16 protein-coding genes are annotated in these 19,272 nt (G+C 53.1%); 13 read left to right on the top strand and 3 right to left on the bottom strand.

Translation table 11 applies throughout. The features are described from left to right. Positions 1-282 precede the first annotated feature (282 nt). The 4 genes from CA13_RS00965 to CA13_RS00950 all read left to right on the top strand — a co-directional run bounded on the left by CA13_RS00965 (position 283) and on the right by CA13_RS00950 (position 6,156). Entirely contained in the window at positions 283-1,599 is a 1,317-nt protein-coding gene (locus CA13_RS00965) for a methyl-accepting chemotaxis protein (RefSeq protein ID WP_419193787.1), read from the top strand. 1,004 nt (positions 1,600-2,603) lie between these two features. Further along, complete coding sequence (locus CA13_RS00960) at positions 2,604-3,734, top strand: DUF1559 domain-containing protein (RefSeq protein ID WP_146393950.1); 1,131 nt, start codon at positions 2,604-2,606, stop codon at positions 3,732-3,734. Between the two features lie 133 nt (positions 3,735-3,867). Continuing rightward, positions 3,868-4,062, top strand: a complete 195-nt coding sequence (locus CA13_RS00955) for a hypothetical protein (protein WP_146393948.1) — start codon at positions 3,868-3,870, stop codon at positions 4,060-4,062. A gap of 714 nt (positions 4,063-4,776) precedes the next feature. Next, complete coding sequence (locus CA13_RS00950) at positions 4,777-6,156, top strand: porin (protein ID WP_146393946.1); 1,380 nt, start codon at positions 4,777-4,779, stop codon at positions 6,154-6,156. Between the two features lie 138 nt (positions 6,157-6,294). Here the strand turns inward: CA13_RS00950 and CA13_RS00945 are convergent, their stop codons facing one another. Continuing rightward, positions 6,295-7,686, bottom strand: a complete 1,392-nt coding sequence (locus tag CA13_RS00945) for a sulfatase-like hydrolase/transferase (RefSeq protein ID WP_419193786.1) — start codon at positions 7,684-7,686, stop codon at positions 6,295-6,297. 340 nt (positions 7,687-8,026) lie between these two features. Beyond that, on the bottom strand, positions 8,027-8,512 hold the full coding sequence (locus tag CA13_RS00940; RefSeq protein ID WP_146393942.1) for a transposase: 486 nt from the start codon (positions 8,510-8,512) through the stop codon (positions 8,027-8,029). A gap of 597 nt (positions 8,513-9,109) precedes the next feature. Between CA13_RS00940 and CA13_RS00935 the strand changes: the two genes are divergently transcribed. Together CA13_RS00935 and CA13_RS00930 are read left to right on the top strand one after the other, a co-directional pair. Further along, positions 9,110-9,319 carry a UDP-galactopyranose mutase gene (locus tag CA13_RS00935; RefSeq protein WP_146403280.1) on the top strand — a complete coding sequence of 70 codons (210 nt, stop codon included), beginning with the start codon at positions 9,110-9,112 and terminating at the stop codon, positions 9,317-9,319. 165 nt (positions 9,320-9,484) lie between these two features. After that, positions 9,485-10,414: a hypothetical protein gene (locus tag CA13_RS00930; protein ID WP_146393940.1), complete on the top strand. Its 930-nt coding sequence runs from the start codon at positions 9,485-9,487 to the stop codon at positions 10,412-10,414. A gap of 347 nt (positions 10,415-10,761) precedes the next feature. Here the strand turns inward: CA13_RS00930 and CA13_RS00925 are convergent, their stop codons facing one another. Beyond that, complete coding sequence (locus CA13_RS00925) at positions 10,762-11,139, bottom strand: IS110 family transposase (RefSeq protein ID WP_419195073.1); 378 nt, start codon at positions 11,137-11,139, stop codon at positions 10,762-10,764. 233 nt (positions 11,140-11,372) lie between these two features. Here CA13_RS00925 and CA13_RS34485 point away from each other — a divergent pair, with 233 nt between their 5' ends. The 7 genes from CA13_RS34485 (at position 11,373) to CA13_RS00890 (ending at position 19,151) form a co-directional block, all read left to right on the top strand. Further along, positions 11,373-11,543, top strand: coding sequence for a hypothetical protein (locus tag CA13_RS34485; RefSeq protein WP_419193785.1), 171 nt, complete (start codon positions 11,373-11,375; stop codon positions 11,541-11,543). After that, entirely contained in the window at positions 11,540-11,947 is a 408-nt protein-coding gene (locus CA13_RS34480) for a transposase (protein WP_419193784.1), read from the top strand. Before CA13_RS34485 ends, CA13_RS34480 begins: the two co-directional genes overlap by 4 nt. 575 nt (positions 11,948-12,522) lie before the next feature. After that, a complete protein-coding gene (locus CA13_RS00910) occupies positions 12,523-13,080 on the top strand; it encodes a sigma-70 family RNA polymerase sigma factor (protein WP_146393935.1) in 558 nt (185 codons plus the stop codon). Beyond that, positions 13,073-14,698 carry a LamG-like jellyroll fold domain-containing protein gene (locus tag CA13_RS00905; RefSeq protein ID WP_146393934.1) on the top strand — a complete coding sequence of 542 codons (1,626 nt, stop codon included), beginning with the start codon at positions 13,073-13,075 and terminating at the stop codon, positions 14,696-14,698. Before CA13_RS00910 ends, CA13_RS00905 begins: the two co-directional genes overlap by 8 nt. 105 nt (positions 14,699-14,803) lie before the next feature. Continuing rightward, positions 14,804-16,039, top strand: coding sequence for a DUF1559 domain-containing protein (locus CA13_RS00900; protein ID WP_146393932.1), 1,236 nt, complete (start codon positions 14,804-14,806; stop codon positions 16,037-16,039). A gap of 87 nt (positions 16,040-16,126) precedes the next feature. After that, positions 16,127-16,330, top strand: a complete 204-nt coding sequence (locus tag CA13_RS00895; RefSeq protein ID WP_146393930.1) for a hypothetical protein — start codon at positions 16,127-16,129, stop codon at positions 16,328-16,330. 361 nt (positions 16,331-16,691) lie between these two features. Then, on the top strand, positions 16,692-19,151 hold the full coding sequence (locus CA13_RS00890) for a family 78 glycoside hydrolase catalytic domain (RefSeq protein ID WP_419193783.1): 2,460 nt from the start codon (positions 16,692-16,694) through the stop codon (positions 19,149-19,151). Positions 19,152-19,272 lie beyond the last annotated feature (121 nt).

Here is a 19,272-nt window from a genome sequence, read left to right as displayed (position 1 = left end):
TCGACACCACCGCCAAATGGCGTTCGGAACTCGATCCGATGAATCTTTCTCCTGGCAAACGGTGCCCACAAACGCGATATATTCGGCACAAACAAACCATGGGGACCTGACAAAATAACGCAAACGAATGCAATTCTGAAGCCTGAGTAACAATAGCGACTTAGAAATGATTGAGTTAAATGCACTGTATGTTTAGTTATGGCAAATTACCTAAGGGCAAGGGGACAAAGTATGTGGAGTCGCAAGTCTAGAAACGACGACCGATCGAGTTTGAAATCCAGTATGGATCCGAGCGATGGCAAAGAAGTGTCCGTCGAAGAACTACAGGGAAAGATTGACGCTCTGGATAGGTCACTGGCAACGATCGAATTTGATCTAGATGGAAATATCCTGACCGCCAACGCGAACTTTTTGAATACGGTCGGCTATTCGCTAGGGGAAATCCAGGGCAAACATCACCGTATGTTTGTAGAACCCTCGTACGCGCGGAGTAGCGAATACCGAGAGTTTTGGGACAAGCTAAACGACGGGCAATTCCAAGCAAATGAGTTCAATCGGGTTGGGAAAAATGGAGAGTCGATTTGGCTGCAAGCGTCTTACAATCCAATTTATTCGGATGGCCAATTAATCAAGATTGTCAAATACGCTACCGACATAACTTCTCAGAAGCGTGAAAATGCAAATTTCACAGGCCAAATTGAAGCGCTTAACAAAGCATTGGCTGTGATCGAGTTTGAACTTGACGGGACGATCATTACTGCAAATCAAAATTTCACTGACACGGTGGGTTACACCCTAAGTGAAATTCAAGGCCAACATCACAGCCTGTTTGTGTATCCCAAGGACCGTTCGTCGGATGAATACCGGAATTTTTGGGCGGCATTAAAACGAGGAGAATTCCAGGCGGATGAGTTTCAACGCGTCGGAAAAAACGGGAAGGAAGTCTGGTTACAAGCCTCTTACAACCCAATCTTTGATACTGCGGGGAGACCATTCAAGGTCGTCAAATATGCAACCGACATAACGACCAAAGTGGAACACCATAGGACCGTTAAACAGACTGCCAAGGTTGGCCATGAAGTTGCGTCAAGCGTTACGCAAATGGTTCAGACCATTGAGGAAATATCAAGTAATGTCCAACTCACCGCTGCTCTAGCAAAAACAACCGAGTCTGCGACCAAGTCTGCTGAATCCGAAATTGAATCGCTGACTTCAAGCAGCCAAGCGATTAGTGCAGTGGTCGATCTGATCCGTGGTTTAGCCGAACAAACTAACTTACTTGCCCTGAACGCAACGATCGAAGCAGCTCGTGCCGGTGAGGCGGGTCGCGGGTTCGCCGTTGTCGCTAGCGAGGTGAAGGAGTTGGCAAAGCAAACTTCCGACGCGACTCACAATATTTCAGAGAGTGTCACTGGAATCCTTTCCTGTATCGATGCCGTCGTGTCTTCGACACAGGAAATTGAAGCAGGCGTCTCAAAGGTGAACGTCAATACGACAACCATTGCTGCTGCGATCGAGGAACAATCAACGACGATGTCGAGCCTGGGTCTGACCGCTAACGAATTGCTGATCCTGACCGGTTCCGCAGAAAGCAATTAGACCAATCTAAGCAAACCGAAACGCTTTCCGGGGGAAGCGTTTCGAGGTGGATAGACGAAATCACTTCGTTGAAAGCCTCGTTACCCTGTGATCTTTTTGCATTCGCGATGCAACTGCGGAAGACGACTTCGCCATTCTACTTCGCTGGGCACTTGGCTCTTTTTCATCAAGGCGCAAGCGTAAGATATTTTGGCGCGCCCGCTTTCGTCACACCGAATCGACGAGCTGCATCCCTCCAAAACGGGATTGAGCCATCGAAGCGTTTCGCCAATAAACAGAATCGTCTTCCGCTTCGACGGAAAACGCGAAATCTCGCACCTGAACAAAATAGGCTGGGAATTCTGATAACGGCAAGCGTACAAACTCGCGTGATCGCAGCGCACAACAGATACTCGCTGCAAAGCATTCGCTCAAATGTCCTGATTAGGACCAAACTGCAAAACGGCATTGGCATTCAACCAATGAACCATCCCAACGCGTGACCGGCCGTGTACCTCGTTGATCCGATTTTGCCTTCATCGCTCACAATGAAGCGACGATCAAAACGTCTCTAGCAAGCAGCGGGCCCGGCGATGATGGGTCAAGTCTCTGAGAAAATCCGTGGGGGCCCGCAAGTCGAAAACCGCACGCGGAGTCTGCATTCAAAAGCGTCGCTCGAAATCGTGCCAAAGAATTGAAAACGAATGTTTCAATGAACCAATCGGGACTTTCGAAGAGCACGCATTAGGGACATCCTCAAACTCTTGTTACAGTTTGCACTCCAAGTTTACTTGCCAAAGGGCTACTGCGATTTCCGTTCAATATTAACGTGGCGAGGTCTGCTTTCGACTTGTAGCGAAAACTGTACAGAACCGGCAAGATGCCTTCGCTTCGAGAAGAGTTTCAGTGAATCAGCAAATATCTTGTTCGTTTTCTCGTAATTAACCGGCATCGGTTTGTCAAATTGTCAATAATAAATTCAAGGTTCTTTTTTGATTCATTACCATGCGCCGGAGTATTTCACGATGAAAGGTCAGAGAGATCGCCATGCGTTTACGCTCGTGGAGCTTTTGGTTGTAATCGCAATCATTGGTGTCCTAGTCGGGTTACTTCTACCTGCGGTTCAAGCAGCACGTGAAGCAGCGCGCAGGATGAGTTGCAGCAACAACTTTAAACAGATTGGGTTAGCGATTCACAATTACCACTCCGCCCACGACAATCTTCCGAGACAACTTGGCGGCACTGGCGGACCAGGATTAACAAACAAGAATCGACAAAGTGCGTTTCCTGGGCTTACCCCATTTATGGAACAGCAAGCCGTCTGGGAGCAGATCTCTAATCCCTGGTACCACGAAGCCAGCACCATCACCTATCCTCCGATGGGGCCGCCCCATTGGATCGATCAATACCAGCCCTTCAACACACAGATTCCAACGTTGCTTTGCCCAAGTGATCCAGCAGCCGCTCTGATCACGCCACAAGGCAAAACAAATTACGGCTTTTCGATGGGGGATAGTTTTTGGAATATCAACAACTACAACAACAACGGCTCCAATCGAGGTCAACATCGCGGAGTATTCATGGCGAGACACAATACGCGTTTCCGAGATATTCTAGATGGTTTGAGCAATACGATTGGTATGGGAGAGATCGTTAAATCACAAGGATCGCGAGAGATCATTGCCGATGTCGCTTACCGGGGACATGGAAACACCGCAGCTCGGAACAACCCTAAAGTGGACGGTTGGGAACGATTCATTGATCCGTTGCGACCGCAGTATTACGCCGATTCAACAGACTTGACCTTTGATGCAGATTCCGGACGAACACGAGGCAATAGTTGGGTGTCAGGCGACGCCATCTTTACGGGTGTGACCACCGTATTTCCACCGAATGGGCCAAGCTATCAGCGCGGACCAAATCCAAATGGCAACGGAGGCATTTTCACGATGGCAAGTCGCCACACGGGCGGATGCCACATCTTGTTGATGGATGGCGCGGTTAAGTTTGTGACTGCCAGCATCGATACCGGTAATCTTAATTCACGACCGGTTGCAGTTACGGGCGGACCGAGGGCGGGATCGAAAAGTCCCTATGGATTGTGGGGTTCCCTTGGCAGCCGAGCCGCTAAAGAAACGATCGATACGGAATTTTAGTATCGATGGAAGCCTTCTTTTTGTCGATCGTCTGAACCATGACGCGAGCACGCTGCAAACCGCCGTGCTCGCTAGGAGTTGAAGATGATCTGAACTTTGTCTCATACACCTTGCTTTGGAAAAATGTGATCCCATGAAATATTTGAGTCTACTTCTCGTTACTGCGTTCGTTGGTTTGGCAACGATGACAACCGGATGTGAAAAATCAAATGAGGTCACGGTAAATCAACCTAAAGAGGTTAAGACAAAAGAGCAGGTATTGGCCGAAATCGCTGCGACCGATTTAGAAAACGAAAAATTGACCGAGCAGCGCAAAGACGACGACTAACACGATGCTTGGCAAAAACTTCCTGAGGCCGTCATGCTGTTCGTGAACGTGCCTCTGGGCATGTAACGGCATTGGGCATGTAACGGCATTGGGCATGTAACGGCATTGGGCATGTAACGGCATTGGGCATGTAACGGTGTCCCAGGGAATCGGCAGTACGCTGAGAGCGGCAATCGGTGACGACCGAAATTGCAGCTGAGCAGAACCAAAACGAGTCTGCCACATTCGTCAAATCGACCGCCGAATATTTGTGAAATCCCGTCGCACAATTTCCCACGAATTCGATTTCCCTTCCCGGTCATTCGCGCACCCCGCGGCACTTGGCCGCGGCACTTGGCCGCGGGCAAACCCGCGCCGGTCGCGAAATGTTTGGAGATATGCAGATCGAGAAACCGCCGGGCCCTGGCAACTCCTGCAAATATTGGCCACACCCGAATGGCTCCCGTGCGTGTGTGTGATCATCTGCAATCCGAATAACGCGACCAGCCGTTAAACTCTTCGTGGTTGCTACCTCCTCTGGTCGAAGCTTCTTTTGTCGCTATCCGGTTCACGGAATTCTCTAGAGCGTCACTGCCCCATACCGAATAAGCCAAATAACGATCCAAGTTCGCCAAGCTGGCATTACCCTTAAAGGCTTTACAACGGATCGGGATTCATTGGCCATCCATCAAGCAGCGATCGATCGATTTCTGCCATTTCAAAGCGTACAAAAAGATGAAAATTGCTACACACATGCTTAAAGGCGTCTCTCTAGGTCTCGTTGCCGCGACCCTACTGTGGGGGCCTACGGTGAGAGCAGAAGATGTCTGCAATTCAATTTGCGACGATGTTCCAACCGCCGACTGCGGATGCGACGCATACGACCAGCTTGGCGCCTGTGACGCGATGGGAGTGACCTGTGACGGTTTGTGCTGCAAAGGAAAACCCGCAAGCAACGAGTCCTGGAGCATGCCACAACCCTCCATTTTCCAGAATGCGGGGTTCAAAATGGGCGGTTGGCTACAGCAGGGATTTACTGCCAACGCCAGCAACCCGGCCGATGGATTCAACGGTCCTTTGGGGACCAATGACTGGGATGATCAATATCAGTTGAATCAATTTTGGCTGTGGCTTCATCGACCCGCGGACAACGGCGGCAGCGGTTGGGCTTGGGGTGGCCATCTTGACGCGATCTATGGCTCCGATTTCCGTTTTGGTGTCAACCATGGACTCGAAGATCGAATCAATGGAGCCGACCAAAATTACGGGCTTGTAATTCCTCAGGCCTACCTCGAAGTTGCCTACAATGCTCTTTCGATCAAGTTTGGTCATATGGCAGCGATTCTTGATTACGAAGCCGTACCTGCCGTAGCCAACCCATTCTATTCCCACTCTTACTCTTACGCGTACACCGTTCCACAATTAGTAACTGGCGTTTTGGCAGACTATAAGATTAGTGACCAATGGTCCGTTCAAGCCGGCACTCACCGTGGTTGGTTCATGTTCGAAGACTTGAACGATCAATGGGACTTCATGGGTGGCGTTAAGTGGAATAGCCTTGACAAGAAAACCTCGTTAGCGTGGGCTTGCAACTACGGGCCACAGGATCCCGGCTTGGCTCCTGATTGGAACAAAATCCCCGGTGACCAAGACCGCTTCGTCTATAGCCTCGTCCTACAACATCAGCTAACAGAGAAGTTGCGTTACGTCGCCGTCCATAACTTGGGAATCGAGGAAAACACGCCGATCAACGCTGGCGACGAAGCCGAATGGTACGGACTAAATCAATATTTTCTCTACACAATCAATCCTCGTTGGGCTTCGAATCTGCGTATCGAGATCCTCCGTGATGACGATGGAATGAAGATCGCAGGCCCCGGCAATTACCCAGCCCTTTCCATCGACGCCAACGATGGTTTTGGTTACGTCGGTGACTTTTTCGCGCTCACGTATGGCCTGACGTATACGCCTCATCCCAACCTCCGCATTCGTCCAGAAGTACGTTGGGATTACTTTGACCAAGACGGCCCGCTCGGTCCCAAAGGACTTCCATTCGACTCGGGTGATCAGAACGATCAACTCACCTTCGCAGCCGATGCCGTGATCACGTTTTGATTCGCGGAGTTGTCCAATCGTGCCGTACCGATATTTTGCCAGCGGCAACGTGCGAGCAAGAAAGTATCAAAGGCCGAGATAGCCGAGAACAGGGGCGTTCGCGACGCGGCGCCCTCTCGGTGGAAGTAGCCGTTAGCATCACGGATATTGCTGTCGGTATTGATCGAACCGCACAGCAGCCTTTTCTTCGTACAACCTTTTCATCATGAACAACGGGCGCTCGAGGGTACATTCCCAAGCGAACAGCTTTTTGTAGAGCTCACGCACTAGCCGCGGGTTCTTTGTAGCTAAGTTGTGTTGTTCTGATGGATCGTTCTCGATGTGGTAGAGTTCCGCCGGACGATCAGGGAACCTCATCATTTTCCAATCGCCGTCTCGGATCGTACCTCGGTTTTCTTTTTTCCAATACAACGTTTGGTGAGGGCGTCCGGCCTTCTCTCCGGTCAGATAAGGCAACATGTCGACGCCATCCAAACCCTGAATTGCAGAGGCATCGCCGCCGCCCGCTTCCACGAACGTTGGCAGCAAATCCAGCGAACTGAGTGGTTTGTCATAAGCCGCGTCGGCCGCTAATTTGCCCGGCCAAACAACAATGCCTGGCACGCGGATTCCACCCTCAAGATGCGTGGCTTTGCACCCGCTTAGCGGCCAATTGCTTGCCGAACTCGCGTCGGTTGGCCCGCCGTTATCATTAGTAAAAACGATCAGGGTATTGTCCGCCAATCCTAGCTTGTTCAACTGATCCACGATCCGCCCTACTGCTCGGTCTAGCGAAAGAGTCATCTGGGACATCTGGCGTCGCTTCCCTTCCAATTCCGGAAACAACGCGGCATCTTTTGGATCCGGATTCATTGGCGTATGCACAGCGTTGAACGCAACGTAAGCAAAGAATGGCCGTGCCCTATTCCGCTCAATAAACGCACAGGCTTGTTCGGCCAAAAAATCCGTCATATATGTCCCTGGCTCACGATACTCGCCGAAGCCGAACTCCAGCAAATCGCTTTTGGCAACCTTTGGGTCGGCGGGATCATAGTCAAAATAACTCCGTGCGCCTCCGCGGAAGCCTACAAACTCGTCGAAGCCTCGCTTGGTCGGATGGTAGCGATCGGCATTGCCTTGATGCCACTTGCCGAAGATTCCTGTTCGATATCCGAGATTCTGGAGATGATTCCCAAGAGTCGGAATTTCAACCGGCAACCCCATGTCGTCACCGGTCGCTGCGCTGTGACTCATATAACCCGGTACATTGTTTTCTTCAAAACCGAATCGCTGTTGGTACATGCCTGTCAACAGCCCCGCCCGCGACGGCCCGCATACTGCCGCTGACATATAGAACTGATTCAGCTTCACTCCGGATGCGGCGAGTTGATCGAGCCTTGGTGTCTTAAAATGGTGGCTACCGTTAAATCCGAAATCCGCATAGCCCGCATCATCTGAAAACAACAACACGATATTTGGCTGCCTCGCACCGAAGGCAACCGACGAAACCACGCAAACGATCAGGATGGCAAAAATGCGAATTGATTTCATAACAGAGTCCATTTATCCTCGTGGTTCTTCTTAGCTATAGTCCAAGGGGTACAACATCGGGAAGTCACTGTGACTTCCTATACGTCGTGAATCCCCATTCTATGCTGCAAACGCGTACTAGCTTGTCTCGTAAATGTGAATTGACGCACTGTTATGTGAGCGGAAAGCAGGGATTACCGGGGTCACCGGCGGCTAACGGGCTGTTGACATATCCGACGTGGATGATGACCCAATGTCCGATCGAGTTGGTTTGATTTGATTTTGATCTGGAGGATCGCGAGTGGCCAAGGCTAACTCGGTCAACATGCTCTCAGATCATGCAGGCTTTCGCCTATTCTACCTAGTTCCTGGCACTGATCGGGGTTTCGCTTGTCTTGCAGCGCAGCTCCGCCCAGACATTCATTGATTTCTTTAGGTTGAAGACCGGCGGGGCCCCGCGCCATTGCTGACCAACACGCTCGATCCCACGAAGCGAGAGGCGACGAAGCGAGAGGCGACGCATGTCGAACATGGCCTTCATCACCGCGAGCGGAGTTTCACTGATGTGTTGGCGACGCCAGTACGCCGTTTGAGCTTCGTCGTTCTTCATCCGCATGCGATGGCGACGACGGGCGCTTTCTTGTTCATCATGCATCACTTCCCGACCACGTTTGGCCTTGCGGTTTCTGCGGCAACGAGCCGCCAGTGGACAGTCAGCGCAGCGATCGCATGTGTAAATCTTTCGTTGCGCAGGCATGCCGCCACGTAAAGTGGTGTTCTCGGTCGTGCGGTGAGTCAGCCGTTGGCCTGCCGGACAGTCGTAACAGTCCGCCTCTTCGTCGTACAGGAAAGCCGATTTGTCGAAACGCTTGGTTAATTCGCTTTGCGTCGTCGTTGACTCATGTGTGGAACCTCCGCCACCAAATTTAGCGCATTACCACCGTATGGCCAGTCTATTACTCCACAAGTTTGCAAATACACTAAATCAACAACCGGCTATCTGGCGGTGCCGCTCACAGAGAAGTGCGTCAATTCACATTCATGAGAAAGTGCCTCGTGTCAGTGAAAGCCGAGCATCAAAAACGTACCGGAGACTATCGCTTTAGTGTTTCACGACCGGCACGACGTAAGGGTGCGTGGGAAGCGGGTAGCCCAATGGCCATCCTTCCGTTTTTCGTAAAAACAATGAGTGGATCTGCCGACGGTTTCATGCGGCCCTCAGAAAGCTCCACCGTTTTCGGTGGTTGCGAAAAAGTCACGCAATTTGGTCAATAGACGTACGCCTGGCGCAGTGCATCCGCCTCCCAAAAACACACTTGATCGGAATACCTGAGCGAGGGGGACGTGTTTCAGTAGCGGCAAGGCTTCCGACTTCGTTAATTTGCACAATGTGCACCCAGGTTTCACTTGACATGCGCGGTCAGAAACCGTTAGTTAGGCCCCAATAGGTCGCGGAAACCAAACGCTCTGGAGCTCACCATTCACACGATGTGTTGAACACAAACACCACGATCCCGTCCAAACGTCACACACCGTCATCGCCGAACAATACCCGGCCGACTTTCGCGTGAGCGACGAAATGTACTATCCGGTCAAAAACGATCACAACGAACATCCGCAGAACCGATATGCCCAGATGCAGCGGGATCACTAAATTCAGTGGCTGGTTTTCGAGCTATCGTTACCACGACAAGTACCAAGTCGTCGCTTCGGCGATGCGAGTTGTCAATTGCGACAACGTATCAGAGGGCACCAATATCGTGCCTCTAAATCCCAAATCAGAACCCGTTTCTACTCCATCCCCAATACGACACCGAGCATGAATCGTATGCAATCACCGGATGAATTCGGATCGCTGGATCCATGTCCCGAACTGTCAACAAGCAACCATTTGCATCGCGTGTGGAACCGTTTGCGAGGCAAACCCAACGTGCGTCCACTGGGTGACATTCCTAGCACAATCATCGATTCGCAGGCCTGCGAATTCGGTTTCGAAATGTTCTATCACGTTCCCTACGCGAATTTCTTAGCCCAATTGGGTTGTTTAGAAAAGACCGTCAGCTGCGCGGGCACACGTTGTTTCTATTGGTTCTCACCTAACCACGAAGAAACCTACCAGCAACGACGATGGGTCAAACGTTACGAATCGCTAAACCAAAAACCACACGGGCGTCCAGAGTTTTGGCGTTGGTCGCCGCCGAACTTTCACGCTCGATATCACGCACAAATTGATTTCCCATTCCAAAAACCCCTGTTGTTGATATTCAACAAATACAACACTGAATGGAATCACCCGCCAATCAACTTTTTGTCTGTTAGTTTTCTGCAACAGATCGCGAAACAGTTTGGCGACCGTTTTCAAATCGTCTACTTTCGGCCGACCAAAAACATCGTCGTAGACAACATGCCGCTCGGTGAATTGAACGAGAAAGACTTGCTGCGTGATTTGGGTGTCGTGATGGTCGAGGATCTTTACCAAGACTACAGCGAAATATCGTTTAACGAATTCCAGCTTTGTTTGATCGCCCAATCCAGCTTGCGAATTTCGGTGCAAGGCGGTTCGGCGTACATGAACGCGTTCTTCCCCGGCACGCTGTTCATCTTGCATCGCTACGGGGCCGAGATGGTCCACGGCACCTACCTTGACTTCGAACGCATGGGGGCCGATCGCGTCGCCGTCTATAATGACGAACGGGCCCTGCTTTCGGACGTGAGCGTTCAGGCTGCGGAAAAGAAATACGTGGCCTAGTCGATCACGGCGAAGACATGCGGCACGTTGCAAATGACAGCGAAATCGGGCTTCTCAGACACGCTTCGTGTCAGCTCTATAATCTGTATGGTGCCACCCACCATATAGTAATCCTCGGTGTCGGCTTGTTCAAATCGCTTGGCTTGATGCGAAGCCCAGCCCAATCGGCATGGCAACAGACTTGTGATACAGCTTGTCGTCTTCCTAAAGGTCGACGTAACCGGGCATGACTTGATGCATCAGTCTGCGGATCTGAACCGTCAGTCGCGTTTGTGGCTTGACGAGGTTGAGTCGATGTCGCGAGAGTGTTGGAGGTGCTGATAGACTCCCCCGCCCAGCAACGATGCCTATCCGTACCCGGCGACAGCGGCATGAACGATGGCTTCCAGGTCGTTGTCGCCGGTCTTGGCGGCGGGATAGAGCGGTTTGCGGTAGTGGCTCGATGCGAAGGGGTGAACGATGCGGGTGTCAAAGCCGGCCTCCCGAAAGGCCGCTTGAATCGGCTTGTGATAGATGCCGGTCATCTCGACCGCAACAATGCGATCGGTGATCCCTTCGGCATCGCAGGCGTCATTGATCGCCACAATCATGGCGGCGAAGTCACCGCGCCGATGCTCCACGCTAGTCGGCTCGAGCAGAACGCGTCCGAAGAAGTCGCAGAGCATCCACTTGCTTCGCCACTTGGCACAATCAACCGCTACAATGCCAAAGTGCTGCGTCCCCAAACTTGCCCCCGTTCTTGAACGTGTCCGTTTGGCTTTCCGAAGAAACGTTTGGTAACGCAATTGCAGTTTCGGACGCTTGTTCTTGTGGCCATCTGAGTGGCTCCATTTGGAAGGGAAGTGAATACTTCCAATGAAGCATCTAGATGGCCCTCTTGATTGATTTATTTCATCTAGGGGACATACCAAATGTCAGCACTCTTTTACGGCCGCGAGGAGAATATTAGGTTGTTGATATGCCTAGGCCCAAACGTGCGGACGAGAAAGATGCGCTCTACCAAGCCCTGAATCGGGGAAATGGGCGTTCGACCATCTTTCACAAGGAAGCCGACTACGAAGCGTTCGAAAACATTTTGTCCGAAGGACTGCAGCTCTCAATCCCTGCCAAATCCTTGCCTACCAGTTGATGCCAAATCATTTGCACCTGGTGCTGCAGCCAAGCGAGAACGGAGGGATGAGCCATTTCCTGCGATGGAGCACGCTAACGCACACGATGCGCTACCACGCCCACTATCACACTGAGGGAGAAGGCTATGTGTACCAAGGGCGATTCAAGAGCTTTCCTGTTCAGGATGACGATCACTTCCTTGACCTGTGCCGTTACGTTGAACGAAATGCGAAACGAGCAAGGCTCTGTGGAAAAGGCAGAGGATTGGCGATGGGGATCGCTCTATCGCTGGTCCCGAGACCGCGAACCACAGCAAAAGCTACTGGCACCATGGCCGATCCCCCGTTCGTCGAATTGGATCAGGCGAGTCAACGAGTCGCTCGACGACAAGGAATTCGATCAAATCCGATGGTCGATTCGTGAGAGGCAGTCCCCTCGGACAAACAACTTGGGTAGAACCGATTGCACGTCTCCTCGACTTCGAATCCACCATCCGCCCCCGCGGAAGGCCCAAGAAACAAGTCCCGCCGCAGAGGTAAGAGCTTAACACCATTTTTTCACCCGCGGGCGTTGCTGCCTTGCCGAGCAAGATGAACGCATGGTTCACCAAATCTCTACGCGGTCGACAGATTCTGAACCGAATCGCAGGTGCTGTCGTTGTCGGTCTTGCTGTCAAATTCGCGACTGCGAAGCTCTGAGGTGACTCGTACGAGATTCGGGGCTGGGCTGCGAGTGATCGGTACTGTCGCCTGCTCCCGTTTGGTGCGTGGATGCGGATCCAGTTCTAGACCGAGATGGGCGATACGCCGCCAGCGTTCGCGCCAATGATCTCGCGCACTCTTCTATTTGCCGCTCGATTGGTGGAGGCTGCGGAGCCTTTCAGAGGAAGATTCTCCAAAAAAAGAAGATTTGGTGAAAGTTTCGCGTCACAGAACTCATTTTCGGGCTTATTACTCTTAGATTGCAAATCTACGGGTTACTCGGATACGGGAGAACGAATGGTGGAGATCGAGGACAGCCCTAGTGCCGCTGAAAGCGATCGCACATTGGAATTCATACGCTTGCTCGGCGATGAGGAGCGGCGTTTGTATGCCTACATTTTGTCATTGGTGCCTCGTTGGTCCGACGCGGACGATATCGCGCAGCAGACCCGTATCCGCCTCTGGCAGCAGTTTGAGCAGTACGATTCGTCTCGAGATTTTGGTGCATGGGCGCGAACGATCGCACATTATCTGGTCCTCGCTCACCGAAAAAAGTCCGAGCGTGAAGGCTCACGCATGACGAATGAATTTTTGGAGGCAGTCGCCGAGCAGTTCACGCAGAACATCGACGAGGTTGAGGTTCGACAGCGAAACTTATTGATCTGTTTGCAGAAACTCAGTGCCGGTCATCGCGAGTTGTTGAAGCGATATTATTCGGGATTGGAGGACCGCCGTGATATCGCTGCCGATGTCGGTCGCAGCTTTGATAGCGTGAGGCAGACGGTTCGGCGACTTCGGTTGTCCTTGGTGAGGTGCGTCGACGGACTCGCAATGGCGGAGACTTCCAGTGAATGATCCTCTGCCCCAGAAGCTACAAGAAGAAATCATCCGACTCGTTGAAGGCTCTCTGCATGATGAGTTGACACAGGAAGAATCGGAGGAGTTGAGCCGGCTCGTTGCGAGCAGTCCGGGCATCAATCAATTTTACCAGGCCTGCCTCTGGGATGCGACGAACATTCGGACTTGGGCCGGGGGCGGTCTGCAACCAAATGAAGCGTTAGCCGAGAGTGAGTCACCTCATCCTGTTTCGTTGCCGAGAGCCGCATGGAGCGTCTTTGATTGGCACGGTCATCCGTTGCGTCTCGCCTACTTTGCGGCGGCGGTCTTGTTGTGTGTGTGTGTTGGATACTGGGGAACTCGTTTCTCGCCTCCAAATAATTCGCATCGCGATGGTGTCGTGAGTGCGACGCCTGGTCCGATCGCGCGTTTGGTGGGTGTAGATCTGCCGGATTGGGATGGGTTTTCGCCGCAGATTAATACTGGGATCAATGCGGGGCAGAAGTTGGTCCTCAAAAGTGGCGTCGCGGAGCTTCGATACAACTCGGGGGCTGAGGTCGTGTTGCAGGGCCCGGTAGAGTTTTGGGTTGGCAGCCAACCGGGCAGCGTTAACTCGGGATATCTGAAGGTTGGCAAACTAGTCGCTCATTGCGAAACGCCCGAGTCGAAGGGTTTTACGATTCGTACCGAGAAGTCGCGGGTTGTTGATTTGGGAACGCGTTTTGGTGTTGAAGTGCAACCCAGTGGCGAACTCAATGTCGTCGTCTTGTCGGGCGTCGTGGAGCTTCTGTCGTCTGAGTCGATCGAGGACCGGCCTGCGGACCCGATTCGGTTAACGGCTAATCAGGCAGCGACGATGGATGGAGAGGTCGGAGTCGTTTCGCTGCACGATCCAGACAATCACTCACACGCGTTATCGATAAGAAGTTTGTGGCAATCGAGGCCGCGTGATCAAACCTCGGTCTCGTTGTCCGCGGCCGAGTTGGTGGCGCACTGGAAGTTTGATGGGAACGCGAAAGATTCCGTTGGAGTGCAACACGGGAAAGTGAGTGGCGACGTTGCGTTTTCGCCCGGACGATTGGGGCAAGCCGCAGCATTTGATGGTGACGGTGACTTCATCGTGATGGGAGCCGACCCGTTGCCACGCACGGACTTTACTTTGGCGGCATGGGTATCGATGGACGAAATATCGACAACGGAAGCCTACATCGCGGGCACTCAGAAGTCGTCCGTGGCGGGCGCGTTTTTACGTGTGGAACCAAATCTTTCTTTGATGGCGACGGTGCTCCCGAATGACAACGTGATCATCGAAGCGGCCTCATCGGCGCGCCAGTGTGTAATCGGACAATGGGCCCATGTTGCGATGACCGTCAGCAGAGTGAACGGGTTAAAGCTGTATTTCAATGGCGGGCTCGTCGGCTCCAGCGACGCAGGAAAATCGCATGTCGAGGCCGGCAACTTCACCATCGCGCGGCGGCCTGATCCGGTGCAAATCGGCGGTTCAAATTGTTATTGGAGCGGCAAGATCGACGATGTGGCGGTATGGGATGGCGCACTGACGGCCAGCGAATTGGAGTTGGTCATGCGTCTCGGTGCCGGACGATTCAGCGAGCTTTCAGCAACAAAGGAAAAGTAAGTGCCCACCGAAAACCATTCTTCGTACTCGAGACCGGTCTGGAACCAATTTCTTTCTGTTGGTGTCATTTCACCAATACTCTCTCCTCGTTTGGGAATCTTTACCATGAAGCGTTCTGTTCTTCGTCCCGCGTTTACTCTCGTCGAATTGCTGGTCGTGATCGCAATCATTGGCGTCTTGGTCGGCTTGCTCTTGCCGGCAGTTCAGGCCGCTCGTGAGGCGGCACGTCGGATGAGCTGTAGCAACAATTTCAAACAAATTGGTCTGGCTGTCCACAACTATCACTCCGCCTACAATCAGTTGCCGATGCAAAACGGTGGCACGAACCAAAAGGTCGGGGCGGCCAAGCCTCTTCCAGACAACGTGCTCGAGTTGAGCTGGTTGGTCGGGTTAACCCCGTTTATGGAGCAGCAAGCGTTGTGGGAGCAAATCAGCAACCCCTACATTGCGCCCGGCGGCACCGTGGTCCATCCTCCGATGGGGAGCGAGCCTCGCTTTACGATCGCTAGCCACGGTACGACCGATCCGTATACACCCTGGTTGACTGAAGTGCCCGGCTTGCGATGCCCGAGTGATCCAGGACGCGGTCTGCCCGCACAAGGCCGCACGAACTATGCCGCGAGTCTCGGCGATGCCACGGCGTTACTGCTCAGTAACATCGACGATCGCGGAAATGAGTCCGGGTCGGGTTGGCAAGTGGCGACGTATCGTCAGCGTTCACGTGTTTCGAATCGCGGGTTCTTTCGTTCACGTCACGTGATGAGGTTCCGCGACATCCTCGATGGTTTGGCCAACACAATTTGTGGGGGCGAAATCGTGACGGACCTTGGCGACAATGACACGCGTACCCGTCTCGTGTCGGGCAGCACGAGTGTTGTTGTTTCGCGAAACGAAGGTGGAAACCAAGCATGCGACGGTGACATCGATCCACTACGTCCGCAATTTTGGAAGTCGGGTGCCAACTTTACCAGCATCGCCCTCGGTGGTTCCCAAGAAGCCGGACGCGGTTACAAGTGGGCAATGGGACGCGGTGTCTACGGATACCTGACCATCGTCACACCGCCAAACAGCAATCTCTGCGTTGATTCGAACGGGAATGAAAACGAATTGTCGGACGGTCTGTATCCCGCAGGAAGTCGCCATCAAGGTGGTTGTCATATATTGATGGGAGACGGAGCAGTCAAGTTCATTACGGATTCCATCGAGGCGGGTAACCAGTCCAGCCGACACGTGGGCGATGACCCGAGCAACAACCTCCCTCCCGGTTCAGCAAGCCCGTTCGGTCTTTGGGGAGCCTTGGGAACGCGAGCGGGCAAAGAGGTCATCGAAGAAGAATTCTGAGGCCAACGCGGTTCGTCTTTCTCAGGCCGGGTGCACGTGCGCCCGGCTCTTTCGTTTCAAGTTTGATCGTAGTAATGGAATTTAGACATGGTTCGCAATTTCGTATTGATGTTTCTGGTAGCGGGTTCGCTCGCGTTCGTAGGTTGTGATAGTAGCGATCCCGGTGTCGTCACCAATAGTGACGAAATTGGTCAATATCTCAGCGACAACCCCGACGCCAACAATACCAACTTGGATTTGGACGAGACGATCACCGAAGTGCCGAGCGATGCAACGGAAGCGTCTAACTAACGCACTTGCTAAAAAAGGGATAGCTGATGTCGCCAGACATCGGGGGACGGAATTCTGGTGACGTCCAGCTACATTAGGACGGGCACGCCATTGCTTGCAACGCTCGAACAGTTTGAAAGTTGTTGTCAAGGGTAGCCGATCGTCGTCGAAACGCCGTCGATAGCAACTGAATGAGTGATGCAAGCGGCGGTCCGGAAATCGTTAAAATGTCGCGATCGATGGATCGGATGTCGGTCACCCGTATGCAACGCTCTGATGCGAAGCCCATTGCCCCGCGGCGAAGCCCATTGCCCCGCGGCGAAGCCCATGCCCCGCGGCGAAGCCCATGCCCCGCGGCGAATATCAAGGAACACCGAGTCACATGCGAATCCCACTTGCTAGCGTAGCCACGATTCTCTCATGGTTGGTCACGATGCCTTGGTCATCGGCCGCGCCGGTGCATCTCGTCGATGAGCGTCCGGTCAATATCTTGCAGACGGAATCAGGTGTTTACCTTGTCGATTTTGGTCGCGTTGCGTTTGGAAATGTTCGGCTGAATCCTCCGGCGGGCGTAAGCGGTGAGGTTGTCGTTCATTTTGGCGAAGCGTTTGCGGAAGGACGCATCGATCGCAATCCGCCTGGGACCGTTCGATACATGAAAACGAGCGTTACCGTTGATGGTGATGCCCCGGTGATTGCGGCGCCCAAGCCTGACGGGCGTAATACCCAGCAGAAGCGTGGCGCGATTTTGACGCCGGCGGAGTGGGGTGTTGTTGCGCCGTTTCGTTGGCTCGAGATCGAAGGCTGGGATGGAGAACTGCGTCCGGAGCACGTGACGCGGCAAGCGGCGTATGCGGCAACGTGGGATGACAATGCTGCTGCATTTGATTCGTCTGATCAGATGCTCAATCAGATCTGGGAACTGTGTCGCTACTCGATTAAAGCCACCACGTTTGCCGGTGTCTACATCGACGGTGATCGCGAACGCATTCCATACGAAGCCGATGCCTATTTGAATCAACTTAGTCACTACTATTGCGACCACGATGTTCAGATGGCCCGAGATACGTTCGACCATCTGATGAAGCATGGCACGTGGCCGACGGAATGGACGCCGCACATGGTGTTTATGTTGCATGCGGACTGGATGCGAACAGGCGACGTCGAGTGGTTAGCCGAACGGTACGAGTCAGTGAAGTCGAAACTGCTGCTCGATCGACTCGGTCCCGATGGATTGATCCATAGCGATGCCCAGCAGATCAAGCGAACTGACATCGTTGATTGGCCAGCAGGTGAACGGGATCGTTATGAGTTCAAAGAAATCAATACGGTCGTCAATGCGTTTCACCTGAGAGCGATTGCGTTGATGATTCAAATGGCTCGCGGCCTCGGTATCAATGATGACGTGGAGAGTTTCACTGCGCACGGGAAACGGAGCTATGGGGAATTTCAGCGGCAACTCTTCGACGCCGAGTCAGGACGTTATCGCGATGGTGTCGGGACGGAGCATCAGTCTGTTCACGCGAATTTGTTTCCGCTCGCTTTCGGACTGGCCCCAGAATCCAGTCGAGAGAAGATTGCCCAATGGCTGGGAAATCGCGGGATGAGGTGTTCCGTTTATGCAGCACAATATTTGATGGAAGCGATGTTTAAAAACGGCGCTGATGATTTCGCGGTTGCTATGATAACGGCTCCGCATCGACGGAGTTGGCGAAACATGGTACGAGCGGGAACCACGATCACCTGGGAAGCATGGGATCAGAACTACAAACCCAACCAGGATTGGAATCACGCCTGGGGAGCCGCGCCCGCCAACCTATTGCCGCGATATATTCTTGGTGCCGAAGCCCTGACGCCGGGATGGGAAGTTGCCCGCATTCGACCCTGTATCGGCGGATTGAAGTACGCCAAGGGCAAAGTGCCGACACCACGCGGACCGATCGAAATCGACTGGACCCTAGAAGGCGAGTTGTTGGAATTGTCCGTGGCGTTGCCTCCGGGGATGACCGCTAAGATCGAATTACCCGCATCCGAGGTGGCACGAGTGGTTGAATCTCATGGTCAGGTGATGAATGCGACCCGCGTTGGTGATCGGTTGATCCTGGACGAAACGGTGCAGGGTGACATGACGTTCACGGTTAGGCATCGGCCTAAGCGGCGTGAACACGTCGTGGTGACGGGACCTCCCGCGAATTTGATTGGACACTGGAAACTCGACGGCAATGCCGACGATTCGGTCGGTTCCCGAGATGGGCTGGTAGGCGGAATTGTTCGTTTTATCCCAGGAAAAATAGGGCGGGCGGCAACCTTCGAGTCCGAGCGAGGCTTCATTTCAACGAGCGAGAATCCGTTGCCTAAAACCGACTTTTCGATCGCGGCTTGGGTGCGATTAAAAAGCCAATCTTCGGACAAGTCCTATATCGCGGGAACTCAGAAGTCGAATCAAGCGGGCGCGTTCATCCGAGTCGAACCTGACCGCTCGGTGTCGGCGACGGTGTTGCCAGGCGGCGCTGTCATCGCGGAGGTCGCGTCAATCCCCGGTACCATCACGATCGGAGATTGGACGCACGTGGCCATGACTGTCAGTGAAGCGGACGGACTGAAGCTTTACGTCGACGGCGTCCTGGTAGGCGAGGATGTCTCGGCGACCTCGCAAATCGCGATGAAGAATTTCACCATCGGGAGGCGGCCTGATCGCGCTTTGTCGGTAAGCGATGGAGGCGATTGGCTAGGCGAAATCGACGACGTGGCGGTATGGGATGGAGTGCTTACAAACTCGCAATTGAAAAACACGATCGACAAAGGTGCCGCGCACTTCGACGATGCCGTCTCTGATGATTGACGCCGCATCGGATGACGGATCAACACAACGTGCCCTTTCAATCGTCGTCCACAACTCCTTCATCATCCGCGGCGAGTTGGAACTTTTGCAGTTCGACGCTTGGGAAAGTCGAAAGCAGAGT

Origin of the sequence: Novipirellula herctigrandis (assembly GCA_007859835.1) — a bacterium.
Classification (GTDB): Bacteria; Planctomycetota; Planctomycetia; order Pirellulales; family Pirellulaceae; genus Novipirellula_A; species Novipirellula_A herctigrandis.
The sequence above is the reverse complement of the archived record's forward strand: the minus strand, read 5'-3'. Positions and strand labels throughout refer to the sequence as shown.

Bases quoted from the DNA above. Each gene is read 5' to 3' on its own strand.
- CA13_RS34485 (WP_419193785.1), top strand. From the start codon at position 11,373: ATGCCTAGGCCCAAACGTGCGGACGAGAAAGATGCGCTCTACCAAGCC.
- CA13_RS00945 (WP_419193786.1), bottom strand. From the start codon at position 7,686: ATGAAATCAATTCGCATTTTTGCCATCCTGATCGTTTGCGTGGTTTCG.
- CA13_RS00955 (WP_146393948.1), top strand. From the start codon at position 3,868: ATGAAATATTTGAGTCTACTTCTCGTTACTGCGTTCGTTGGTTTGGCA.
- CA13_RS00930 (WP_146393940.1), top strand. From the start codon at position 9,485: ATGAATCGTATGCAATCACCGGATGAATTCGGATCGCTGGATCCATGT.
- CA13_RS00965 (WP_419193787.1), top strand. From the start codon at position 283: ATGGATCCGAGCGATGGCAAAGAAGTGTCCGTCGAAGAACTACAGGGA.
- CA13_RS00895 (WP_146393930.1), top strand. From the start codon at position 16,127: ATGGTTCGCAATTTCGTATTGATGTTTCTGGTAGCGGGTTCGCTCGCG.
- CA13_RS00960 (WP_146393950.1), top strand. From the start codon at position 2,604: ATGAAAGGTCAGAGAGATCGCCATGCGTTTACGCTCGTGGAGCTTTTG.
- CA13_RS00890 (WP_419193783.1), top strand. From the start codon at position 16,692: ATGCGAATCCCACTTGCTAGCGTAGCCACGATTCTCTCATGGTTGGTC.
- CA13_RS00950 (WP_146393946.1), top strand. From the start codon at position 4,777: ATGAAAATTGCTACACACATGCTTAAAGGCGTCTCTCTAGGTCTCGTT.
- CA13_RS00910 (WP_146393935.1), top strand. From the start codon at position 12,523: ATGGTGGAGATCGAGGACAGCCCTAGTGCCGCTGAAAGCGATCGCACA.
- CA13_RS00900 (WP_146393932.1), top strand. From the start codon at position 14,804: ATGAAGCGTTCTGTTCTTCGTCCCGCGTTTACTCTCGTCGAATTGCTG.